Here is a 21,433-nt window from a genome sequence, read left to right on the forward strand (position 1 = left end):
ACATGAGTACCAACGAAGGTTCACTATGGGGCGGTCGATTCGCTGACGGGCCCTCGGAAGCCCTTGCCGCCCTGAGCAAGTCCACACACTTCGACTGGGTGCTGGCGCCGTACGACGTCACGGCGTCCAAGGCGCACGCCAGGGTGCTGCACCGCGCCGGGCTGCTCACCGACGAGCAGCGCGACGGGCTGCTGGCCGGGCTGGACAGTCTCGGCTCCGATGTCGCGGACGGCAGCTTCGGACCGTTGGTCACCGACGAGGACGTGCACGGGGCGCTGGAACGCGGCCTGATCGACCGGGTCGGCCCGGAACTCGGCGGCCGGTTGCGGGCGGGCCGGTCGCGCAACGACCAGGTGGCGACGCTGTTCCGGATGTGGCTGCGCGACGCCGTGCGCCGCGTGGCCCTCGGTGCGCTCGAGGTGGTCGATGCGCTGGCCACCCAGGCCGCCGCGCATCCGGCGGCCATCCTGCCCGGCAAGACCCACCTGCAGTCGGCGCAGCCGATCCTGTTGGCGCATCATCTGCTGGCGCATGCCCATCCGCTGCTGCGCGACGTGGACCGGCTCATCGATTTCGACGACCGTGCCGCGGTCTCGCCGTACGGTTCGGGGGCCCTCGCCGGTTCGTCGCTGGGACTCGATCCCGACGCCATCGCCGCCGAACTGGGGTTCACTGCCGCGGCCGACAACTCCGTCGACGCCACCGCAGCCCGGGATTTCGCAGCCGAGGCGGCCTTCGTGCTCGCGATGATCGGCGTCGACCTGTCCCGCTTGTCCGAGGACATCATCCTCTGGAGCACAACCGAATTCGGCTATGCCACGTTGCACGACTCGTGGTCTACCGGCAGCTCGATCATGCCGCAGAAGAAGAACCCCGACATCGCCGAGCTGGCGCGCGGCAAATCGGGTCGGCTGATCGGTAACCTCACCGGGCTGCTGGCCACACTCAAGGCCCAGCCGCTGGCCTACAACCGGGATCTGCAGGAAGACAAGGAACCCGTCTTCGATTCGGTGGCGCAGCTCGAGCTGCTGCTCCCGGCGATGGCAGGCTTGGTCGGCACGCTGACCTTCGACACCGACCGCATGGCCGAACTGGCGCCGTTGGGCTACACCCTGGCCACCGACGTCGCCGAATGGCTGGTCCGGCGCGGGGTACCGTTCCGCGTCGCGCACGAGGCCGCGGGCGCGGCGGTGCGGGCCGCCGAGGCCCGTGGGGTCGGATTGGAGGATCTCGAGGACGCCGAACTTGCCGGCATTCATCCTGAGCTCACCGCCGAGGTACGCGAGGTGCTGACCGTGGACGGCTCGGTGAACTCGCGCGACGCCAGAGGCGGGACGGCCCCGACCCAGGTGGCCAAGCAGCTCGGTGTGGTCCGCGAGACGGCGGACAGACTGCGGGCCGGCCTGCGCTGACACGATTCCGGCGCGGCCGACCCGCGACGTGAGCGGTTGGCGTGATGCACAAGTTGGGTATGGGTACCTCATGCGTGGACAGCGGTTGGGGAACCCGTGATCGGGTGGTTGTGCGGGTTGGGCTCGGCCGTGCTGTACGGCGTGTCCGATTTCGTCGGCGGCCTGGCTTCCCGGCGCGCGCACTTCGTCGTCGTAGCTCTGCTCGGACAATGCGCGGGACTGCTGGTTTCCGCCGCAGCCGGCCCGCTGATCAAAGCGCAGTCACCCTCCCACGCCGATCTCTGGTGGGGAGCGCTGTCGGGGCTGGGCACCGCGGCAGGCATGGTGTTTCTGTTTCGCGGTCTCAGCCGCGGAGCGATGTCCGTGATTGTTCCCACCAGCGCGGTGACCGGCATACTGCTGCCGGTGCTCGTCGGTGTCGTCGTAGAGCACGAACGTCCCTCCGTGCCTGCGTGGGCCGGTATCGCACTCGCGGTCCCGGCATTGTGGCTGGTTTCCGGCAGTCTGTCCCGTACGGGCAGCAGCAGTGGTGGAGTCGGCGACGGTTTGATCGCCGGTATCGGAATCGCAGTCCAGTATCTGGCGCTCGCGCACGCTTCGTCTGCCGCTGGACTCTGGCCGGTCGCCACTGGGCGGGTCAGTGCTGTCGGTGTTCTTTTCACGCTCTTTCTGGTACTCGCGTTACGCCGAACGGATGACCGAGTTGGGACGGCTCAGTTGCGGATGCCGGCGACCCCGTTCGCCCTGGCGACGGCCGCGGGCGTGACGGCGGCGGCCGCACTCGCGGCATATCTGGTGGCGACCCACCATCAGATCACGGCCATCGCGGTGGTGCTGTCGTCGCTGTACCCGGTTATTCCTGTGATTCTCGGGATCACCGTGCTCCACGAACGCCTCAGTCGCCGACAGGCGGCAGGTGTGGTCGGGGCGGGGGCGGCCATCGCGCTGCTCGCCGCATGACGGTGGGAATGCGGGGCCTGCTGCGTCGAAACGGTTCCCGCGCAGTCTCACTCCAGTTGCTCGGACAACTCCATCCAGCGTGACTCCAGCTCGGCCACCTGGTTTTCCAGCTCACGCAACTGACCGGTGAGCCGGCCGAGCCCCACATGATCCGACTGGTCATGGGCGGCCAGTTCGTCGTGCTTGGCCGAGATGCGGTCAGCTAGTTTTGCCAGGGACCGGTCGATCGACGAGATCTCCTTTTCGACGTTTCGCAACTCGGCGCCCGACATGCCTTGGGCAGGAGAGGTTTCGGCTCTCGGCGCCGACCTCGTGGGTCGTTGCGCCGCCAGCTTCAGATACTCGTCGACACCACCGGGCAGGTGCCGCAGCCGGCTGTCGAGGATGGCGTACTGCTGATCGGTCACCCGCTCCAGCAGGTACCGGTCGTGGGAGACCACGATCAGCGTGCCCGGCCAGGAATCGAGCAGATCCTCGGTGGCGGTGAGCATATCGGTGTCGACGTCGTTCGTCGGCTCGTCGAGCACCAGCACGTTCGGCTCCGACAACACCACCAACAGCAACTGCAGGCGCCGACGCTGCCCACCGGACAGTTCGCCGACGCGGGCCGAGAGCTGGTCCCGGTCAAACCCCAACCGTTCCAGCAGCTGCGCGGGGGTGAGGTCCTTGCCGTCGATCTGATACGTGGTCTGCAGCCGTCCGAGCACCTCGCGGACCATGTCCCCGGCAATCTCGTCCAGCTCGGTGGACTGTTGATCCAAAATCGCCAGCCGCACGGTCTTTCCGCGTTTCACCCGACCCGACGTCGGTGCGACGGTCCCGGCGATCAGCCCGAGCAGCGTCGACTTGCCCGCGCCGTTGGCGCCGACAATCCCGGTCCGCTCACCGGGCCCGATACGCCACTCGATATCGCGCAGCACCTCGCGACCGTCATAGGCGACCGACACGTCGAGCAGGTCGATGACGTCCTTGCCGAGCCGGGCGGTCGCCAACCGGGACAGCTCGACGGTGTTGCGTAACGGCGGCACATCCGAGATCAAGGCGTTGGCCGCGTCGATGCGGAACCTGGGCTTGGAGGTGCGGGCAGGCGGGCCACGGCGCAGCCACGCCAGTTCCTTCCGTAACAGGTTCTGCCGCTTGGCTTCCGCGGCCGCCGCCTGACGGTCGCGTTCCAACCGCTGCAGCACGTAGGCCGCGTAGCCACCCTCGAACGGCTCGACGATGCCGTCGTGCACCTCCCACGTCGTGGTCGCCACCTCGTCGAGGAACCAGCGATCGTGGGTGACCACCATCAGTCCGCCGGTGCCGCGGGCCCAGCGTTGCCTGAGGTGGGCCGCCAGCCAGGTGATGCCCTCGATGTCGAGATGGTTGGTGGGCTCGTCGAGCGCGATCACGTCCCAGTCGCCGATCAGCAGCGCCGCGAGTTGCACCCGGCGGCGCTGGCCACCCGAGAGCGTCCCGATAGGAGTGTCGAACGCGATATCGGCCACCAGCCCGCCGATGACGTCGCGCACCCGCGGATCGCCTGCCCACTCGTGGTCGGCACGGTCGCCGACCAGCGACCAGCCCACGGTGTGGCCGGAATCCAGCGTGTCGGCCTGGTCGAGTGAGCCGACGCGCAATCCGCCGCGCCGCGTGACGCGGCCCGAATGCGGCGCGATCCGGCCGGTCAGCAGGCCCAGCAGGGTCGATTTACCGTCGCCGTTGCGGCCCACGATGCCGATCCGTGCGCCTTCGTTGATGCCGACGGTGACGGAGTCGAAAACCACCCCGGTGGGGTACTCCAGATGCAGGGTCTCGCCCCCGAGCAGGTGTGCCATCGCCGCCGACCTTAGCGCGTACCGGGAATGGGGCTGCCGGTGCCTGACATCAGACGTTGCGTCTGTCATTCACAACCGTTAACCCGCAGTTGGTCCTGCCTGTCTAGATATGTAGCTGTCCAGGAATACGCGAGAGACGGGATCACCGATGTACGGACTCAAGGTGCTGGCGGGAGCTGTCGCGTTGTTGTGTACGGCCGCGGTCGGGTGCAGCAGTGCTTCGACGGATGCGGACCCCGGCACTGTCCGGATGGCTGTCACAGATCTGCAGGGTCTGGAGGAACTGCAGCGCGAATACGGGGCTTTCCAGGAGACATTCGAGAAGCAGTCCGGGCTGAACATGGAGTTCTTCGCGGTCACCGATCGATCGGCCGCCGCCGCTGCGCTGCAGGCCGACCGCGTTGACGTGGTGTTCACCGGACCCGCCGAATATGTCGTGATCCACGACCGGACCGGTGCCGAACCGATCGTCGCGATCGAACGGGACGGCTACCGGTCCTGTGTCTACACCCGCGCCGACAGTGAGGTCACCGCACTGCCGCAGCTGCGCGGCAAGAAGGTCGCGATGTCCGATGTCGGGTCGACCAGTGGTCACCTCGGACCGTCGCAAATGCTGGTCGACGCCGGACTGCAGCCGACGACGGATGTGCAGGTGCTGACCGTCGGGGATGCCGTGCACGAAGCGCTCAAACGCGGAGATGTCGATGCTGTCGGCATCGGCTGCCACGACTACGAGGAGTTCATGGCCGGCGATGACCCCGCCCAGTTCCGGCTGGTCGCCGAGGGCCCGGTGCTGCCGCCGGATCTGCTGGTGGGGAGGGCAGGCATCGACGAGGCCACGCGTACCACGATCGCTGACACCTTCACCGAACACTTCGACGAGCTTCTGACGGCGATGTTGGAGGGGAAGGACAACGCGAAATACGAGAACGCGAAGCTGGTTTCGGTGTCGGACAAGGACTACGACGAGGTCCGGGCGATGTACCAGGCTGTCGGCGTCAATGACTTCTCGCAGTTCCTGGGCCACTGACATGGGGTTGACCACCGCGCAAGCCACATACCGACAGCCGGGTAAGGCCCAGGGGCCCACCGCGATCGAGGTCAAAGATCTTCGGGTGCGTTACCGACGGCGCGATGCCGACGCCTTGTCAGGTCTCGATCTGAGCATCGGCTACGGGGAATCCGTGGCGCTCATCGGAACCAACGGCGCCGGGAAGTCCACGCTGCTGCGGTGTCTGGTCCGGTTGATCGAACCCGCCGATGGCACCATCACGATCGCCGGGACCGAGGTGACGGGCGCGTCGCGCAGCGCGTTGCGCGGAATACGGCGGGACGTCGGCTTCGTCTTCCAACGGTTCCACCTCATCCCGCGACTGAGCGCCTTCCACAACGTGGTGCACGGCGCGATGGGCCGGAACGGTTCCCGGTGCGCCTGGCCGCTGACAAGCCCCCGTGAGGTTCGGCGTGAGGCCATGCAATGCCTGGAGCGGGTCGGCCTCGCTGAACACGCAGACCGTCGGGTGGACACCCTCTCGGGTGGACAGCAGCAGCGGGTCGCGATCGGACGCATGCTGATGCAGCGCCCGCGCATCGTGCTGGCAGACGAGCCGGTGGCCAGTCTGGATCCGGTATCGGCCAACGCCGTCATGGAACTGCTGTCTTCGATCGCCGCCGAACGCGGTGTCACCGTTGTCATGGCCCTGCACCAGATCGACCTGGCGCTGCAATACGCAGACAGGGTGGTCGGCCTTCGCAACGGCGCGGTGGAGTTCGACCGGCCATCATCGGGTTGCGATGCCCGGCAACTGAATCCGATCTATGCCGGAGCCACGCCGTGACGCCGGTGCTGACCCGCGCCGCCGAGCAGCCGCCACGGTTCCGGCGCCCCAGCATGTTGACCCTGGTGATCGTGCTGGTCGTCGGTGGGCTGCTCGTCCATGGCTGGACCCAGGGCGCCGCAGTGCGGCCAGACTCGTTGGTCACCGGGGCACTGCGGTTGGGTGGGTTCGTCTCCGACGCCGTCCCACCCGATGTCAGCCGGCTGGGTCCGATTCTGGCGGCACTGCTCGTGACCGTCGAAATGGCGCTGCTCGGAACGATTATCGGAGTCGTGCTCAGCCTGCCGCTTGCCGTGCTGGCGGCCCGCAACACCACTGGGCATTGGTCGCTGTATGCGATGAGCCGCGGCGTCATCACGGTCAGCCGGACGGTTCCCGACCTGGTGTGGGGTTTGATCTTCGTGATTGCCGTCGGGTTGGGGCCCGAGGCGGGGGTGCTGGCGATCGCCGTCGATGTGATGGGCTTCTGTGGACGGTTCTTCGCCGAGAGCATCGAGGACATCGACCCGGGCCGCATCGAAGGCCTGCGTGCGGTCGGAGCACCTCGGTTCGGTGTGCTTGCCGGCGGCGTCATCCCGGCCTGCATCCCGTCGTTTGTGACAACGTCGATGTTCGCGATGGAGTCCTCGGCGCGATCCTCGGTGGTGCTCGGGCTGGTGGGCGCGGGTGGGATCGGGATAGAGCTTGCCACATCGATGACGCTGCTGCGTTATGACGAGGCGGCGACCATCATTCTGGCCATCCTCGGTGTTGTCGTTGTCTTCGAACGGGTTTCGTCTGCCATCCGTCGGCGCGTCCTGGGAGTTGGGGGTGGGGTAGGTGGGTAACCGGCTGCAGCTGATAAACCGCTACGGCGGGAGGCCGATCTACCGGCAACTGAGCGATCTTCTGGAGACCCGACTGGCGACCCAGTCCTCGCCCGGCGACCGCTTGCCGAGCGAGGCCGAGCTGTCGCAGGAATTCGATGTCAACCGGCTGACCGTGCGGCGCGCGCTCGACGAGCTCAACCAGCGGGGCCTGATCGAGACGGTGCGGGGGAAGGGATCGTTCGTCGCGGAGCCGCGGCTGCGTTACGACGTGTCCGCCGGTCGCGACGCCAGCTTCACCAGGAGCATGCGCGACCTCGGCCACCGCGTCGGCATTGAGCTTCTCGCGTGCAACATCATCGAGGATGGCGAGTTGCAGGCCGAACTGGACACTGCCGGGCCGGTCTTGGTGGCGACCACTTTGCGGCTGGTGGATGACGAGCCGTGGTCGGTCTCGGTCACCTCGATCCAGACCGGGAGATTTCCCGGACTGACCGAACAGTGGGCCGGTGACACCTCACTGTTCGATTTCCTGCTCGACACCCACGGAGTGCGAATGCAACGCGCTTACCGGACGTTCGTCGCCACCCTGGCAGAACCGGCGGAAGCCGAGCAGCTGCACCTACGGGTGGGCGCCCCGATCCTGGAGATGCGGGGTCTCAACGTCGACCAGCGCGGGGTGCCGGTAGCTGTTGTCGCACACCGGTTCCGCGGCGACCGAGTCAAGTTCACGGTAGACCTGCGGTGACCGCCGAACTGCGGTTGGAGGCGCTCGCGTGCGCTGATCCGGACGAGTTGGAACTGCTTGCCGACGAGATCCTGAAGAGCGGGTCCGAGGTGTCGGTGACGGCGGGACCGGAGTCGGTCAGCGCGCCGATCAGAGTCCCGGTGCCAGGCACCGAAGACACGTCGGTGGTCCTCGGGCATGTTTCGCTCACCAGGTGCACCGTCATCCTGGGTGGCAGCAGGGGTGACGGGGTGCGAACCGGATACGACCTTGCCGGCGCTGTCGCCGCGGCGATCTGTGACGCCGAGTGTCACCGGCGCGGGCCGCTGTCCGATCGAGTAGAAGCACTGTGCCACAACGCAATGCAAGCGCGGGATCAACGCGGCCGGGACCGGGCCCGATTGGTGGCCACCACACGGCTGGAGCAGTCATGAACTGGGATCCCGTGCACGGCGGGCGCACAGCCTTTCTGGCCTGCATGCGGGCACTGTGTGCGCCTGGCACACCGATCGAATTGCCCGACGTGCCGATGCTGAATGAGGACACCGAGCTCGATGGGGCGGCCGCTGTTCTGCTGGCACTGCTCGACCGTGGGCTTGAACTCGGTGTCGCCGGTGACGGCGCCGCCAACCGGGTGGCCGCAGTGGTCGCAGGCAGAACCGGCGCCGAATTCGGTGACGTCGCCGACGCTGACTGGGTGTTGGTTCACGGCCCTGCTGCCGAAGCGATTGCGCGGGCACGCCGCGGAGGTCCGCTCACACCCGAGCGAGGTGCCACCCTGGTGATCGCGGCATCCGGCGACGCCCAACCGATGAGTCTGTCCGGTCCGGGGATATCCGGGACCACAACGGCATTCGTAGCGCTGGACGCGGTGGCGGCACAGGCGTTCACCACGGTCAACGCGCAACCGCCTGCGGGCGTGGATCTTCTGGTGGTCAGCGGTCGATCGGTGATCGGGCTACCCCGCAGCGTCGCCATCCACGGAGTCCGCTGATGTACGCAAGCATGCACCACAACGATGCTCTCGAAGCGGCCCGGGTGATCGCCCACGCGGTTCCGGACGGGCAGGGTGGCGGGGTCAACATCGCGCTGCTGGAACAGCAGGTATGTGCCGAAGCAGGATTGTGGGAGCCGGCCGCCGCCCGCCGGGCGCTGGACCAGGCACACGGCGACACTGCACACGCGGTGTCGATGCTGCGGGTCTGGGCGGCCACCCAACCACACCTTGGGGCACCGGCGATCAGATTCGAAGACACCGTGCTGATCAGACGGCTGTCCTCGGCCTTCCCTCAGGTTCCCGGCGGCCAGTGGCTCGGGTTTGCGCCGGAACTCCGTGCCCGCCAATTGGACTGGTCTGAACGCCCGGCACCCGAACCTGCTCCGGCCTCAGCACCACAGTCGCCGGCCGACGAGGCGCCGCGGCGCACCGAGGTGCCCCGGGTACGGGATCTCATCGACGACGTACCGCTGGTGGACCCACCCCAGGACGGCGAAGGAGACGATCCGGCGGACACCGTTCTGACACCGCCGCTGCACCGGGCGAATCGGCTGGCGATGCTCGCCCGCGGCGAGACGGGTGCGTTGGTGGCGCTGGCCGCCTTGATCTTGGGGCGCAGACAGGAAGCCGTGTTGGTCGAACTGAGCGTCAATCTGGCCACGGTACGGATTCCGCATCCCCGAACCGGTGTGGCGTGCGCAGTCGCCGACGTGCCGATCACGGACGTCGAGGTCGTGCTCGACACACACGTCGATGGGCGCCCGGGCCTGGTGATGGGTTGGGGGGCAACCGTGGGCACCGTGGAGCGGCGGGCGATCGCCCTGGCGCTACTTGATGCCGCCATCCAGGCTGACGGCGAGTTGGCGGAGCCCCTGCTACTCGACGAACAGACTGTCATCGCCGCCACCGACGGACCGGCCACCAACGGGTTCGTCGAGCATCTCAGGCTTCCGCACTACGCCAGCTTCACCGCGTACCTTGCTCAGACCGTTGCGAAGGAAAGAGTATGACATCTACGCCCGCGCCGACGGTCGCCGCGCTCGCGGCCGCCCACGGCAGCCCGGAGGCTTACGCCTACCTCGACGAGGATTCCAAACGCAATGTGCGGCGAGCGATCCTGAAGGCCTTGGCCATCCCGGGTTGGCAGGTTCCGTTCGCTTCGCGGGAGATGCCGGTGGCACGAGGTTGGGGCAGTGGTGGGTTGCAGGTGACCTTGTCCCTGGTCGGTCCTGGCGATGTGGTCAAGGTGATCGACCAGGGTGACGACCAGTCGGTCAACGCGGTCGGAATGCGCACGCTGATCAGCACATCGGCGCGATGCGGTGCCACCACCAGCACCACCGAGGCCACCATCATCCAGAGCCGTCACCGGATCCCGGAGCTCGACCTGCGGCACGACCAGCTCCTGGTGCTCCAGGTGCCGCACCCGGAGCCGCTGCGCCGCGTGGTGTCCGGCGAGGTGGCGGCGCTCGCGTGTCACGCCCAACGTGACTACACCCCGGCGTGGCTGGATCTCTATGACGCACACGCGCGGTTCGGCGGCGCTCTCACCGGCGCTGATCATCCTGTGCTGGTGGATGGTTCGCGGCTGATGAGCCCGAGCCCGATACCGCGCCATGACGTCCTGCGGCTGAGCCGGCGGCCTCACCCGATCCTGCTCGGCGCCGGTCGGCGGGCACGGGTGACCGCACTACCGCCGTACACGTCGGTCCAACCGCTGGCCTTCGATGACAGCTCGCTCGAACCGGAGCGGGCCGGCGGACCGTGCGAGCGGTGCGGTTCTACGACCTCGTACCGGGTACCCACGGAAGGTGCTGCGGCAACTCGGGTCTGGTGCTGCAGCGACGTCGACGCCTGCCGTAGCAGGCTCCAGGCGGGAGGATCATGACGGCCGACGCGGTCACCGACGGGACCATCAGACCGGACCTCGTCCCGCCAGAGCCCGTGGTATGCGTGGCAGGCTTGTCGCACCGGTTCGGCCCGGGCTGCGGCCGGTGTGTCGACCTCACCGGTGAGCGGTCCGGCACGAACCGGTGCGCGGCATGCGGATCGGTTGTCGCGGTGCACGACGCGTCATTCGAGCTCGGCCCGGGGGAAGTCATCGGCATCGTCGGCGAGTCGGGCTCGGGGAAAACCACGCTGCTGCGCTGTCTGCACCTGGATCTGACGCCCGACGCCGGGTCGATGACGGTTGCGGGCATCGGCGATCTGTTCCGAACCGGCGGCGGCAGCAACGCATTCAAACGGTCGATCATCGTGATGGTGCATCAGAATGCCCTTGCCGCGGGCCTGTACCCGCGGCTGGCCGCAACCACGAACGTGGCTGAACGGTTGCTCGGTGGAGGCCTGCGGAACTTCGCCGATATCCGCAGCAGGACAGCCGAACTGCTCGAAGAGCTGGGCTTGCGTGCCGAGCGGCATACCGACGCCTTGCACACGTTTTCCGGTGGCATGCAACAACGGGTTCAGTTGGCCAGGGCACTCGTCGACCCACCTCAGCTGCTTCTGCTCGACGAGCCAACCACCGGACTCGATCCGTCGGTTCAGGCGGACCTGCTCGACGTCCTGCAGCGGGTGACCCAGACGCTGGACTCGGCGACCGTCGTCGTCACCCACGACCTGGCCGCGGTGCGGATCCTGGCTTCGCGCATCCTGGTGCTGCACCACGGCCGAATCGTCGAACACGGCGTCACCGAGCAGATCCTCGAGGATCCCCAGCATCCCTACACCCAGCTGCTGGTGTCATCGAGGTTGTCGTGACGGCCGCCATCCGCGTCGGCGGCGTGTCGAAGCGGTTCCCCGGCGCAGATCCTGTGCTTTGCGACGTGGAGTTGAACGCGGTCGGGGGCACACTCACATTGGTCACCGGGGAGCCCGGTGCAGGTCTGTCGACGTTGCTCCGGTGCCTGACGGGGGTGTACCGACCCGATACGGGTGAGGTGATCGTGCGCTTGGGCGGCAATGCGGAGGTGAGTCTCTGCGATGCGGGCCCGCGGGTGGTCGCGTGGTTGCGCGGTCAGCACATCGCCTCTTTCGACGGGCCGCTGGCAGCACCACCCCGACTACCCGCGGCGGTGGCCATCGCACGGTCGGCCGGGTGCAGTCGTGCCTCGGCCGCTGTCGGGCTGGACCGCCTGAACGTGGCGCATCTCGCCACGGTGCCCATCGGACGGTTACGCACCGCCGACCGGATGACGGTCGCGCTGGCCGCCGCGTTGCTTGCGCAGCGCCCGATCGTCGTGCTCGACGACCCTGGCCGGTGGATCGTCGGCACAGACCAGCTGACGCGCTCGGTGAGGCGCGCCACTGAAGCCGGAGCCGCAGTCGTGGCGACCGGACCGCCGGGGTGCGCACTGAGCGCCATCGCTGCGACCACCGGCGAACTACACAAAGGAAGGATCGTATGGCACACACCGTGATCGAGGGCGTGACAGTGATACCGGGAGGGCAACGGCCGGCGATCCCGGATGCCGTTGTAGTTCTCGACGACGGCGGATGCGTCAGCGAGATCCGACCCGATGCCGCTGCGGCAGGGGATTTGTTCCTGGTGCCCGCCGCGGTCGACCTGCATCTGGACAACCTGCAACAGCGACGCCGACCTCGTGCAACGGTGTCCCTCGACCACGCCGGAGTGCTCGCGGTACTCGACGCCGAGTGTGCGGCCGCGGGAATCGGAACCGTCTGCCTGGCGGCCCGTTGCGAGGATTCGCCCAGGAAGGGCATCGCGATCGCCGACGCCCCGGTGCTGGCCGGCGTGGTGGAGGCGCTGGCGTCAGACCTGTGCTGTGACTGGCGTATTCACGCCAGGGTGGAATTGACCGACGACGGATCGGTGGACGCCCTGCAAGAGGTGCTGGCCGCATCTTCGCGGGTCGCCTTGATCTCGATGATCGAAACATCGGTCCAGCGCAGCAGATTCGCATCACTGGCAGAGACCCGGACGTTCTACGCGCAGGACTGGGGAGTGACCGAGGCAGAAGTTGAGGAGGTGTTCACCGTCGATGCCGACCAGATCGGCCGCATCGCCGAACGGCGCAAGCAGGTGGCCGCACTCGCAGCGGCGGGTGGCATCGTGCTCGCCACCCACGACGACAGAACCGCCGAACACGTCGAGGAGGGCTACGCGCTCGGTGCCCGGGTCGCCGAGTTCCCGCTGACGATGGCCGCCGCAGTGCGGGCACATGAACTCGGCATGCATGTGGTTCTCGGCGCTCCCAACGCCGTACGCGGCCGGTCCACATCTTCGGGCAACGTGCTGGCCGCCGATGCGGTCGCTGCTGGAGTTTGTGACGTGCTGTGCTCGGACTACCTGCCGTCAGCGCTGCAATCCGCGCCGGTGGTGCTGGATCGCGACCACGGAATCGGCCTGGTCGACGGTATCGACCTGATCTCCACCAATCCTGCGGCCGTGTTGGGTCTGCCGGGGGCAACCATCGAGGTCGGCAAGGCGCTGACCGCGTCGCTGAGACGGATGCGGTCCGTCGAGTGCGAACTGTCCGGACCCGATGCGCAGCTGGGGATGGCCCTGTGGCGTGACGGCCGCCTGGTCTTCGGCCGCGAACTCACGGGTCGGTTTTGCCTCGCGCGACGTTAACCAACACCGGGCGTGCCATGATGACCTCGACAATCGGGGGATTGGAAGTCGTCATGTAGGGGAGAGGGCGTTGGTGGATTTCTCGGCGATGACCAAACCGGTGGAGCGGTTGCTGGCGACTGCACAGAATGGTTTGGAAGTGCTGCGGTACGGCGGTCTGGAGACCGGCGCCGTGCCGTCACCATTCCAGATCATCCAGAGCGTTCCGATGTACCGATTGCGGCGGTACTTCCCGCCCGATGCCAGGCCGGGTGCGGTCGCCGCGGGGCCGCCCGTGCTGATGGTGCACCCGATGATGATGTCGGCCGACATGTGGGACGTGACCCGCGATGACGGTGCCGTGGGCATTCTGCACCGCGCCGGTATCGATCCATGGGTGATCGACTTCGGCTCGCCGGACAAGGTCGAGGGCGGTATGCAGCGCAACCTCGCCGACCACGTGGTGGCACTGTCCGAAGCCATCGACACGGTCAAGGAAGTCACCGGCCGGGACGTCCACCTCGCCGGCTATTCGCAGGGCGGCATGTTCGCCTACCAGACCGCGGCCTACCGGCGCTCGAAAGACCTGGCCAGCATCGTCGCATTCGGAGCGCCGGTGGACACCCTGGCCGCGCTGCCGATGAACCTGCCCGCCGGGATCGCCGCCGGCGCCGCGGATTTCATGGCCGACCACGTCTTCAGCCGGATCGATATCCCCGGTTGGCTGGCCCGCACCGGATTCCAGATGCTCGACCCGATCAAGACGGCCCAATCGCGACTGGACTTCCTGCGCCAGCTGCATGACCGCGAGGCGCTGCTGCCCCGTGAGCAGCAGCGGCGGTTTCTGGCCTCGGACGGCTGGATCGCCTGGTCGGGTCCCGCCATCGCCGAGCTGCTCAAGCAGTTCATCTCGCACAACCGGATGATGAGCGGCGGCTTCTCCATCCACGGTGACCTGGTCACCCTCTCCGACATCGACTGCCCGGTGCTCGCGGTGGTCGGGGAGGTGGACGATATCGGCCAGCCTGCGGCGGTCCGCGGCATCAAGCGGGCTGCCCCGAAGGCAGATACTTACGAATACCTCATCAGGGCAGGCCATTTCGGTCTCGTCGTGGGATCCAAGGCGTCCAACCAGACCTGGCCGACGGTGGGGCAGTGGGTGAAATGGCTCGACAGTGGCGCCGAGATGCCCGAAGGCGTCACCCCCATGGAGCTGCAGCCGGCCGATCACCCCGAGGGCGGCGTTTCGCTGACGTCCCGGGTCGCGCACGGCGCGACCGCCGCCACCGAGATGGCGTTCGGGGTGGCCAGAACGGCCGCCGACACGCTCGTGGCCGCCAACAAGTCGGCGCGGACGCTGGTGGTCGAGACCGCGCGCACCCTGCCGAGGCTGGCCCGGCTCGGCCAGGTCAACGACCACACGCGGATCTCCCTCGGCCGCATCATGAGTGAGCAGGCGCGCAGCGCGCCCAACGGCGAAGCGCTGTTGTTCGACGGTCGCGTCCACACCTACGAGGCGGTGGACCGGCGCATCAACAATGTGGTGCGCGGGCTCATCGACGTCGGGGTGCGCCAGGGCGCGCATGTCGGTGTCCTGATGGATACCCGGCCGAGCGCACTTGTCGCCATCGCCGCGTTGTCGCGACTCGGAGCGGTGGCGGTACTGATGCCGCCCGACGTCGACCTTCCCGAGGCTGCCCGGCTCGGCCGGGTATCGGAGATCATCGCCGACCCGAGCCATCTGTCCGCAGCCCGCGGGCTCGGGACCCGCGTCCTGGTCCTCGGTGGCGGCGAGAGCCGCAACCTCGACGTGGAGCAGTTCGACGACGTCGCATCTGTTGTCGATATGGAGCAGATCGACCCCGACGTGGTCGAACTGTCCGGCTGGTACCGGCCCAATCCGGGGCTGGCCCGCGACCTGGCGTTTATCGCATTCAGCAACGTCGGTGGGGAACTGGTGGCCCGACAGATCACCAACTACCGCTGGGCGTTGTCGGCCTTCGGTACCGCGTCGGCGGCCAACCTGGGCCGCGGGGACACCGTGTACTGCCTCACCCCGCTGCATCACCAGTCCGGCCTGCTGGTCAGCCTTGGCGGCGCCGTCGTCGGCGGCGCCCGCATCGCGTTGTCCCGCGGGCTGCAGCCGGACCGGTTCCTGCAGGAAATCCGCCAGTACGGCGTCACAGTGGTGTCCTACACGTGGACGATGCTGCGCGAGGTCATCGACGATCCGTCCTTCTCGCTGACCGGCAGCCATCCGGTGCGCCTGTTCATCGGATCGGGAATGCCCGCCGGACTGTGGAAACGGGTGCTCGACGTGTTCGAGCCGGCCCAGGTGGTCGAGTTCTTCACCACCACCGACGGCCAGGCCGTTCTCGCCAACGTGGCGGGAGCCAAGATCGGCAGCAAGGGCCGCCCGCTGCCCGGCGGCGGTCAGATCGAACTGGCCGCCTACGACACCGAGGACGATCTGATCCTGGAAGACGACCAGGGATTCGTCCGCAGGGCCGAGGCCAACGAGGTCGGGGTGCTGCTGGCCCATCCGCGTGGTCCGGTCGATCCGACCGCGTCGGTGAAAAGGGGCGTGTTCGCCCCCGCCGACACCTGGGTGTCCACGGAGTTCCTGTTCCGCCGCGACGAGGACGGCGATTACTGGCTGGTGGACAACCGCAGCGCGGTCATCCGCACCGAGCGCGGCCCGGTGTTCGCCACCACGGTCAACGATGCGGTCGGGCGCCTCGGTTCGGTCGACATGGCGGTGACCTACGGGGTGGAGGCGGGCGGACGGCAGCTCGCGGTGACAGCCCTGGCGCTGCGCCCCGGCGGCAGCGTCCCGACTGCCGATCTGTCCAATGCGCTCGTCGACCTGCCGGTGGGCGGCCCGCCGGACATCGTGCACGTGGTGGCCGACATGGATCTCGGCCCCGCCTATCGCCCACTGATCACCCCGCTGCGGGCGGCGGGCGTCCCGAAGCCGTCTCGACGTAACTCCTGGTACCTCGATGCCGATACGAATACGTACAAGAGACTGACCGCGGCAGTGCGTACCGAACTGCTGGCGCCGCCCGCTCCGCAGGGATAACGACGACCGTGCCGGGGGGCGCCTGCGCTGTTAGGCTCCCGCTGGCGGCTAGTGACTGGAGGATGGATGACTTCGCGTTCTGGGATGCAGGCGAGCAGGGACCGCTCCGGCTGGCGTCGCGCGGTGACCGGCTCGGTGGCGGGCAGCGCACTGGCGCTGGGGCTGCTGGTGGGGTTCGGTTCGGCCACGGCGCATGCTGACGTGCTCGACGACGTGTACTCGGAGTACGCCACCGGCGCAGGCGGCGGTCAGGTGTCGAACTGGGCGAAGGAGTCGATGCAGCTGCGCGCGCTCGGCTTCAAACCCTCCAAGGGCAACATCGAAGACCTCCAGAGCTCATTGAAGTACAAGCCCAACCAGACTCCGCTGGTCGAGGCGCTCAAGGAAACCGTCGCCTACCAGCGCAAGATCCAGGCTCAGTCGCAGGCAGGCGGTGGCGGCGGCGGCGGGGGCACCATCGGTATCAACCAGAACGCACCGGGGCAGGTGCCCTATCCCGGGGGCGGCGGCATCTTCGGCGGGCCGAATGGCGGCGGCGGCATCGTGCTGCCAGTCGGTTAGCGTCGCCTCGTGGTCGACACCAAACTGCTGAGCATCCTGGTCTGTCCGCAGGATCGCGGGCCGCTACTGCTGGTGCGTGATGAGTGGCTCTACAACCCCCGGTTGCGGCGCGCGTATCGCATCGAAGATGGCATCCCGGTGCTTCTCGTCGACGAAGCCGTGGCCATCGACGACGATGCCGAGCACCAGCGGCTACTGGACCGGGCCGAGTCCGGGTAGCTCACCGGTGAGGTAGCGCTGCAGATTCGGCGCGATGGTCGCGGCGATCTGATCGACCGGCAGCGAACTGAACGGCTCGAGTTCCAGGATGTAGCGCGCCATCACCACACCCACCAGTTGCGAGGCCACGAACTGCACGCGGATCTTGCCGCTGCCGGGGGGATTGTCGACGCGTGAGCCCACCTCGACGGTGATCACCTCTTGCAGGAATGTCCGCACCAACGAGACTTCGCTGCCGGCCAGGATCGAGCGCAGCGTGGCGATGAAGCCCTTGCCCATCTCGGAATCCCACAGCGGCAACAGGATTGACGGCAGCGTATAGCCGATCTCGTCGACCGGTACTTCCCGCAGCGGGCCGATGACCGCCATGGGGTCGATAGGGATGTGAATGGCGGCGGCGAACAGTTGCGTTTTGGTGCCGAAGTAGTGATGCACCAGGGCCGGATCCACACCTGCGGCACCCGCGATCGCCCGAATCGATGTCTTGTCGATACCGTTGCGGGCGAACAATTCTCGTGCGCAGACGAGGATGCGGTCCCGGGTGTCGGACTGGCCCGGCGGTCTGCCGGGCCGTTTGCGCTCACGGGGAGGATCAGCGTTGGTGGTCAAGGTGCCCCTAGGGTGTCCGTCGTCTCAGCGTCGCAGCGGCCAGGCACAGTGCCAGCACCGCGAAACCCATCACCACCGCGATGTCGCGAACCGCGATGGCCGTCGGATCAGGATAGGCGCCGACCTGTTGCAGGGCTTCCAGCGCGTAGCTGGCCGGCAGCACATTGCTGATCCACTGCAGCCACTCGGGCAGCGCGGAGCGCGGGACGATGATGCCGCACAGCAGCAACTGCGGGACGATCACGACCGGCATGAACTGCACGGCCTGGAACTCGGTGCGGGCGAACGCACTGCACAGCAGGCCCAGTCCGACCCCGAGCACGGCGTTGATGATCGCGATGAGGAACACCAGCGACGGACTGCCGGCGGTGTCGAACCCGAGGAGCCAGAACGCCACCATGCAGGCGAGGCTGGCTTGTGCGGCCGCGGCGATCGAGAACGCGGTCCCGTACGCCGCGAGCAGGTCGAACCGGCGCAGCGGCGTGGTGAGAATGCGCTCGAGGGTTCCCGAAACACGTTCGCGTTGCATGGTTATCGACGTGATGAGGAACATCACGACGAGCGGGAAGACGCCGAGCATGATCAGGCAGGCACTGTTGAACGGTGTCGGTCCGCCCGGGGCGTGCGGCGCGTTTTGGAACATGAAATACATGAGCGTGATGATCAGGCTCGGCACCACCAGGATCATCGCCACGCTGCGGTGGTCGGCCGCCAGTTGCCGCAGGATGCGGCCGGTGGTGGCCAGGTAGGCCTGCGGGTTCAGCCGGCTTCGCTGTCCGGGGTGGTGGTGCTGTGCCGGATGACGGTCAGAAACGCTTCCTCCAGGGATGTGCATGCCGTGTCCTCTCGTAGCTTCTCCGGGGTGGTGTGCGCGAGCAGGTCTCCTTCGCGCATCAGCAGCAGATCGCCGCAATGGTCGGCCTCGTCCATGACATGGCTGGAGACCAGCAGCGTGACCCCGCGCCGTGACAGCTCCCCGAACTGCTCCCACAAGTCGACGCGCAACACCGGGTCGAGACCGACGGTCGGTTCGTCCAGCACGAGCAGATCCGGTTCGGCGACCAACGCGCAGGCCAGCGAGACGCGGGTGCGCTGACCACCGGAGAGATTGCCGCAGTAGGCCCTCTGGTGCTCGTCGAGTCCGACCGCACGCACGGCGCTCACCGCAGACTCGCCCGAGGTGCCGTACAGCGACGCGAAATAGCGGACGTTGTCGATCACCCGGAGGTCGTCGTAGATGGTCGGATCCTGCGTGACATAGCCGACCCTGCTGCGCAACGGCGCCGAACCGGCGGGATGTCCCAGCACGGTGACCGTGCCGGCCGCGACGATCTGGGTGCCCACGATGGCGCGCATCAACGTGGTCTTTCCACAGCCCGAAGGACCCAGCAGCCCGGTGATGGTGCCGCGTGCGATCTGCACACTCACATCGCGCACCGCGACGCGGCTGCCGCGGACCACGCGCAGCCCATCGATGGCGATGGCCGGTTCACCGGATGGCCATGGCAATTCATCGCGTGATGAAGTCATCATATGATGAATACTGCGCGCGCTGCCCACCGGTGTCAATGGCTGACACCGTGGCGGGCACAATCGCTCGGATGGGCGCTGAGCTGCTGACGGGGGATCCGCTGGTGGCGGCCCGCCGGTTGTTGGGGGCCGAGCTCGTGGGTCGCGGGGTCCGGGCCGCCATCGTCGAAGTCGAGGCGTACGGCGGTCCCGTCGACGGCCCGTGGCCGGACGCCGCGTCGCATTCGTTCCGTGGTCCCGGTGGGCGCAACGAGGTGATGTTCGGTCCGCCGGGACGGCTCTACACCTATCGCAGTCACGGGATCCATGTCTGCGCCAACGTGGTGTGCGGCTACGACGGCGTCGCGGGCGCGGTGCTGCTGCGTGCCGCGGCGGTGGTGGACGGGTGTGACCGCGCTCAACAGCGACGCGGGCCGACGGTGCTGCCGCGGGCGCTGGCCCGCGGCCCGGGCAATCTGTGCTCGGCCCTCGGAATTTCGATGGAGGACAACGGAATCGACCTCTTCGCGGCCGACAGTCCGATCCGGCTGCGGCTCGGCGAGCCCGGCGCCGCCGTCGATGGCCCGCGCGTGGGAGTCAGCAAGGCGGCCGATCGGCGTTGGCGGTTGTGGCTGGCCGATCGACGGGAAGTGTCGGCCTACCGGCGCAGCCCACGGGCGCCGTCGCCCGGCCGCAGTGACTGATCAGCGGTGATCTGCCGATGCGGCATGATCGTCGTCATGGCAACAGGCATCCTCGACGAGCTGGACTGGCGTGGGCTGATCGCACAATCCACCGACCGGGACGCGTTGGCGGCAGACCTCGCCACGGGACCCATGACCCTCTACTCGGGCTTCGACCCCACAGCGCCGAGCCTGCATGCCGGCCACCTGGTGCCACTACTGACCTTGCGGCGGTTTCAACAGGCCGGACACCGGCCGATCGTGCTCGCCGGCGGGGCGACCGGAATGATCGGCGATCCGCGCGACACCGGTGAGCGGACCCTGAACACTGCCGACACCGTCGCCGACTGGGCTTCGCGGATCCGTGGCCAGCTCGAACGGTTCGTCGAGTTCGACGACACTCCGACCGGGGCCATCATCGAGAACAACCTGTCTTGGACGGGGGAGCTGTCGGCGATCGAGTTTCTGCGCGACGTCGGCAAGTACTTCTCGGTCAACGTGATGCTCGATCGCGACACTGTACGACGACGCCTCGACGGTGACGGCATCTCCTACACGGAGTTCAGCTACATGCTGTTGCAGGCGAACGACTACGTGGAACTGCATCAACGGCATGGGTGCGCACTGCAGATCGGCGGCTCCGACCAGTGGGGAAACATCGTCGCAGGCGCCCGGTTGGTGCGCCAGAAACTCGGCGCCACCGTGCACGCGATGACGACTCCGCTGGTGACGGACTCCGAGGGCAAGAAGTTCGGCAAGTCCACCGGCGGCGGAAATCTCTGGCTCGACCCCGAGATGACCAGCCCATATGCCTGGTACCAGTACTTCGTGAACACCGCCGATGCCGATGTCATCGGCTACCTGCGGTGGTTCACCTTCCTGTCCGCCGACGAACTCGCCGAACTCGACGACGCAACGCGGACCCGGCCACACGAACGGGCCGCGCAGCGGCGGCTGGCCCGCGAGCTCACCACCCTGGTGCACGGGGACGGTGCGACCAAGGCCGTCGAACATGCCAGCCAGGCCCTGTTCGGCAGGGCGGAGCTGGGCGAACTCGACCTCTCCACGCTGGCCGCGGCGCTGCGGGAGGCCTCGGTCGCCGAGTTGAAACCGGGCGGCGCCGACGGAATCACCGATCTCCTGGTCGCGACCGGGCTGTCGGCCAGTAAAGGCGCGGCCCGGCGCACCGTCGCCGAGGGCGGCGTCTACGTCAACAATGTGCGGATTGAAAGCGACGAGTGGATACCACAGCCGTCGGATTTTCTGCATGAGCGATGGCTCGTGTTGCGACGTGGCAAGCGCAACATTGCCGGCGTCGAACGCGTCGCCGCTGTGGGCTAGTGCGTGGGGCGCGCTGACCAGGTAAAACGTCGCAGCCACCTGGGGATTTGACTCCAAGTTTTCCCTGCCGTAACTTATTCCAGGTCAGAGCGACACGGCCCAGCCGGAGAGCGAAGACAAAATCCGAGAGAGAATCCCGCTTAGGTGGGTCTACCTCACTGCCCGCAGTAACTAGCAGCGGCTTTTAGCCGCTGGATTTTTGCGCGGTCAGCTCGGGCGTGTTGTTTGAGAACTCAATAGTGTGTTTGGTGGTTTTTGTTTGTTGTTTTTGGCCACATTCTTTTTCCCGTTTAGGG

The 21,433-nt window shown here is 67.4% G+C and carries 22 protein-coding genes; 18 read left to right on the forward strand and 4 right to left on the reverse strand.

Translation table 11 applies throughout. The features are described 5' to 3' along the window. Nucleotides 1-2: 2 nt before the first annotated feature. Both argH and M1247_RS32925 read left to right on the forward strand, forming a co-directional pair. Nucleotides 3-1,412, forward strand: coding sequence for an argininosuccinate lyase (gene argH / locus M1247_RS32920; RefSeq protein ID WP_317160630.1), 1,410 nt, complete (start codon nucleotides 3-5; stop codon nucleotides 1,410-1,412). 96 nt (nucleotides 1,413-1,508) lie between these two features. Beyond that, on the forward strand, nucleotides 1,509-2,372 hold the full coding sequence (locus tag M1247_RS32925; RefSeq protein WP_317160631.1) for an EamA family transporter: 864 nt from the start codon (nucleotides 1,509-1,511) through the stop codon (nucleotides 2,370-2,372). Between the two features lie 47 nt (nucleotides 2,373-2,419). On the opposite strand, the gene M1247_RS32930 is transcribed toward M1247_RS32925, so the two are convergent. Next, nucleotides 2,420-4,192 carry an ABC-F family ATP-binding cassette domain-containing protein gene (locus M1247_RS32930; RefSeq protein ID WP_317160632.1) on the reverse strand — a complete coding sequence of 591 codons (1,773 nt, stop codon included), beginning with the start codon at nucleotides 4,190-4,192 and terminating at the stop codon, nucleotides 2,420-2,422. A 148-nt stretch (nucleotides 4,193-4,340) separates the two neighbouring features. On the opposite strand from M1247_RS32930, the gene M1247_RS32935 reads away from it, so the two are divergent. The 14 genes from M1247_RS32935 (at nucleotide 4,341) to M1247_RS33000 (ending at nucleotide 16,995) form a co-directional block, all read left to right on the forward strand. Then, nucleotides 4,341-5,222, forward strand: a complete 882-nt coding sequence (locus tag M1247_RS32935) for a phosphate/phosphite/phosphonate ABC transporter substrate-binding protein (protein WP_317160633.1) — start codon at nucleotides 4,341-4,343, stop codon at nucleotides 5,220-5,222. After that, nucleotides 5,194-6,030 (forward strand): phosphonate ABC transporter ATP-binding protein, encoded by an 837-nt coding sequence (gene phnC, locus M1247_RS32940; RefSeq protein WP_317160634.1) that lies wholly within the window; start codon nucleotides 5,194-5,196, stop codon nucleotides 6,028-6,030. The genes M1247_RS32935 and phnC overlap by 29 nt, the downstream gene beginning before the upstream one ends. Beyond that, nucleotides 6,027-6,857, forward strand: a complete 831-nt coding sequence (phnE, locus tag M1247_RS32945; RefSeq protein WP_317160635.1) for a phosphonate ABC transporter, permease protein PhnE — start codon at nucleotides 6,027-6,029, stop codon at nucleotides 6,855-6,857. Before phnC ends, phnE begins: the two co-directional genes overlap by 4 nt. Next, complete coding sequence (locus M1247_RS32950) at nucleotides 6,850-7,584, forward strand: GntR family transcriptional regulator (protein ID WP_317160636.1); 735 nt, start codon at nucleotides 6,850-6,852, stop codon at nucleotides 7,582-7,584. The genes phnE and M1247_RS32950 overlap by 8 nt, the downstream gene beginning before the upstream one ends. Then, nucleotides 7,581-7,997, forward strand: a complete 417-nt coding sequence (locus tag M1247_RS32955; protein WP_317160637.1) for a phosphonate C-P lyase system protein PhnG — start codon at nucleotides 7,581-7,583, stop codon at nucleotides 7,995-7,997. Before M1247_RS32950 ends, M1247_RS32955 begins: the two co-directional genes overlap by 4 nt. Beyond that, nucleotides 7,994-8,557, forward strand: coding sequence for a phosphonate C-P lyase system protein PhnH (locus M1247_RS32960; protein WP_317160638.1), 564 nt, complete (start codon nucleotides 7,994-7,996; stop codon nucleotides 8,555-8,557). Before M1247_RS32955 ends, M1247_RS32960 begins: the two co-directional genes overlap by 4 nt. After that, the gene (locus M1247_RS32965; protein ID WP_317160639.1) at nucleotides 8,557-9,570 is read left to right on the forward strand and encodes a carbon-phosphorus lyase complex subunit PhnI; all 1,014 of its coding nucleotides are present in this window, start codon (nucleotides 8,557-8,559) and stop codon (nucleotides 9,568-9,570) included. The genes M1247_RS32960 and M1247_RS32965 overlap by 1 nt, the downstream gene beginning before the upstream one ends. Further along, nucleotides 9,567-10,448, forward strand: a complete 882-nt coding sequence (locus M1247_RS32970; RefSeq protein ID WP_317160640.1) for an alpha-D-ribose 1-methylphosphonate 5-phosphate C-P-lyase PhnJ — start codon at nucleotides 9,567-9,569, stop codon at nucleotides 10,446-10,448. The genes M1247_RS32965 and M1247_RS32970 overlap by 4 nt, the downstream gene beginning before the upstream one ends. After that, nucleotides 10,445-11,320 carry an ATP-binding cassette domain-containing protein gene (locus M1247_RS32975; protein ID WP_317160641.1) on the forward strand — a complete coding sequence of 292 codons (876 nt, stop codon included), beginning with the start codon at nucleotides 10,445-10,447 and terminating at the stop codon, nucleotides 11,318-11,320. Before M1247_RS32970 ends, M1247_RS32975 begins: the two co-directional genes overlap by 4 nt. Beyond that, complete coding sequence (locus tag M1247_RS32980; protein WP_317160642.1) at nucleotides 11,317-11,979, forward strand: ATP-binding cassette domain-containing protein; 663 nt, start codon at nucleotides 11,317-11,319, stop codon at nucleotides 11,977-11,979. Before M1247_RS32975 ends, M1247_RS32980 begins: the two co-directional genes overlap by 4 nt. After that, nucleotides 11,964-13,154, forward strand: a complete 1,191-nt coding sequence (locus M1247_RS32985; RefSeq protein ID WP_317160643.1) for an alpha-D-ribose 1-methylphosphonate 5-triphosphate diphosphatase — start codon at nucleotides 11,964-11,966, stop codon at nucleotides 13,152-13,154. The genes M1247_RS32980 and M1247_RS32985 overlap by 16 nt, the downstream gene beginning before the upstream one ends. 73 nt (nucleotides 13,155-13,227) lie before the next feature. Further along, entirely contained in the window at nucleotides 13,228-16,215 is a 2,988-nt protein-coding gene (locus M1247_RS32990) for an acyl-CoA synthetase (RefSeq protein ID WP_317160644.1), read from the forward strand. A 66-nt stretch (nucleotides 16,216-16,281) separates the two neighbouring features. Further along, nucleotides 16,282-16,776: a hypothetical protein gene (locus M1247_RS32995; RefSeq protein ID WP_317160645.1), complete on the forward strand. Its 495-nt coding sequence runs from the start codon at nucleotides 16,282-16,284 to the stop codon at nucleotides 16,774-16,776. 9 nt (nucleotides 16,777-16,785) lie between these two features. Further along, complete coding sequence (locus M1247_RS33000; RefSeq protein ID WP_317160646.1) at nucleotides 16,786-16,995, forward strand: Trm112 family protein; 210 nt, start codon at nucleotides 16,786-16,788, stop codon at nucleotides 16,993-16,995. On the opposite strand, the gene M1247_RS33005 is transcribed toward M1247_RS33000, so the two are convergent. From M1247_RS33005 to M1247_RS33015, 3 genes are read right to left on the reverse strand one after another with little or no spacing between them, the layout of a single operon-like run. Then, the gene (locus tag M1247_RS33005; RefSeq protein ID WP_317160647.1) at nucleotides 16,969-17,604 is read right to left on the reverse strand and encodes a TetR/AcrR family transcriptional regulator; all 636 of its coding nucleotides are present in this window, start codon (nucleotides 17,602-17,604) and stop codon (nucleotides 16,969-16,971) included. The genes M1247_RS33000 and M1247_RS33005 overlap by 27 nt on opposite strands. A 7-nt stretch (nucleotides 17,605-17,611) precedes the next feature. After that, complete coding sequence (locus tag M1247_RS33010) at nucleotides 17,612-18,439, reverse strand: ABC transporter permease (protein ID WP_317160648.1); 828 nt, start codon at nucleotides 18,437-18,439, stop codon at nucleotides 17,612-17,614. After that, nucleotides 18,364-19,137, reverse strand: coding sequence for an ABC transporter ATP-binding protein (locus M1247_RS33015; protein ID WP_317160649.1), 774 nt, complete (start codon nucleotides 19,135-19,137; stop codon nucleotides 18,364-18,366). Before M1247_RS33015 ends, M1247_RS33010 begins: the two co-directional genes overlap by 76 nt. A gap of 68 nt (nucleotides 19,138-19,205) precedes the next feature. Here M1247_RS33015 and M1247_RS33020 point away from each other — a divergent pair, with 68 nt between their 5' ends. Both M1247_RS33020 and tyrS read left to right on the forward strand, forming a co-directional pair. Further along, complete coding sequence (locus tag M1247_RS33020) at nucleotides 19,206-19,817, forward strand: DNA-3-methyladenine glycosylase (RefSeq protein ID WP_317160650.1); 612 nt, start codon at nucleotides 19,206-19,208, stop codon at nucleotides 19,815-19,817. 36 nt (nucleotides 19,818-19,853) lie between these two features. Beyond that, the gene (tyrS, locus tag M1247_RS33025; RefSeq protein ID WP_317160651.1) at nucleotides 19,854-21,137 is read left to right on the forward strand and encodes a tyrosine--tRNA ligase; all 1,284 of its coding nucleotides are present in this window, start codon (nucleotides 19,854-19,856) and stop codon (nucleotides 21,135-21,137) included. Nucleotides 21,138-21,433 lie beyond the last annotated feature (296 nt).

Origin of the sequence: Mycobacterium appelbergii (assembly GCF_032883035.1) — a bacterium.
In the GTDB taxonomy this organism is placed as follows: domain Bacteria; phylum Actinomycetota; class Actinomycetes; order Mycobacteriales; family Mycobacteriaceae; genus Mycobacterium; species Mycobacterium appelbergii.

What these genes read in the sequence shown, in the direction of transcription:
- M1247_RS32995 (WP_317160645.1), top strand. Translation starts at nt 16,282, where the DNA reads ATGACTTCGCGTTCTGGGATGCAGGCGAGCAGGGACCGCTCCGGCTGG.
- M1247_RS32970 (WP_317160640.1), top strand. Translation starts at nt 9,567, where the DNA reads ATGACATCTACGCCCGCGCCGACGGTCGCCGCGCTCGCGGCCGCCCAC.
- M1247_RS32975 (WP_317160641.1), top strand. Translation starts at nt 10,445, where the DNA reads ATGACGGCCGACGCGGTCACCGACGGGACCATCAGACCGGACCTCGTC.
- phnC (WP_317160634.1), top strand. Translation starts at nt 5,194, where the DNA reads ATGACTTCTCGCAGTTCCTGGGCCACTGACATGGGGTTGACCACCGCG.
- argH (WP_317160630.1), top strand. Translation starts at nt 3, where the DNA reads ATGAGTACCAACGAAGGTTCACTATGGGGCGGTCGATTCGCTGACGGG.
- M1247_RS32965 (WP_317160639.1), top strand. Translation starts at nt 8,557, where the DNA reads ATGTACGCAAGCATGCACCACAACGATGCTCTCGAAGCGGCCCGGGTG.
- M1247_RS32985 (WP_317160643.1), top strand. Translation starts at nt 11,964, where the DNA reads ATGGCACACACCGTGATCGAGGGCGTGACAGTGATACCGGGAGGGCAA.
- M1247_RS32930 (WP_317160632.1), bottom strand. Translation starts at nt 4,192, where the DNA reads ATGGCACACCTGCTCGGGGGCGAGACCCTGCATCTGGAGTACCCCACC.
- M1247_RS33020 (WP_317160650.1), top strand. Translation starts at nt 19,206, where the DNA reads ATGGGCGCTGAGCTGCTGACGGGGGATCCGCTGGTGGCGGCCCGCCGG.
- M1247_RS33015 (WP_317160649.1), bottom strand. Translation starts at nt 19,137, where the DNA reads ATGATGACTTCATCACGCGATGAATTGCCATGGCCATCCGGTGAACCG.
- M1247_RS32960 (WP_317160638.1), top strand. Translation starts at nt 7,994, where the DNA reads ATGAACTGGGATCCCGTGCACGGCGGGCGCACAGCCTTTCTGGCCTGC.
- M1247_RS33010 (WP_317160648.1), bottom strand. Translation starts at nt 18,439, where the DNA reads ATGCACATCCCTGGAGGAAGCGTTTCTGACCGTCATCCGGCACAGCAC.
- tyrS (WP_317160651.1), top strand. Translation starts at nt 19,854, where the DNA reads ATGGCAACAGGCATCCTCGACGAGCTGGACTGGCGTGGGCTGATCGCA.
- M1247_RS32935 (WP_317160633.1), top strand. Translation starts at nt 4,341, where the DNA reads ATGTACGGACTCAAGGTGCTGGCGGGAGCTGTCGCGTTGTTGTGTACG.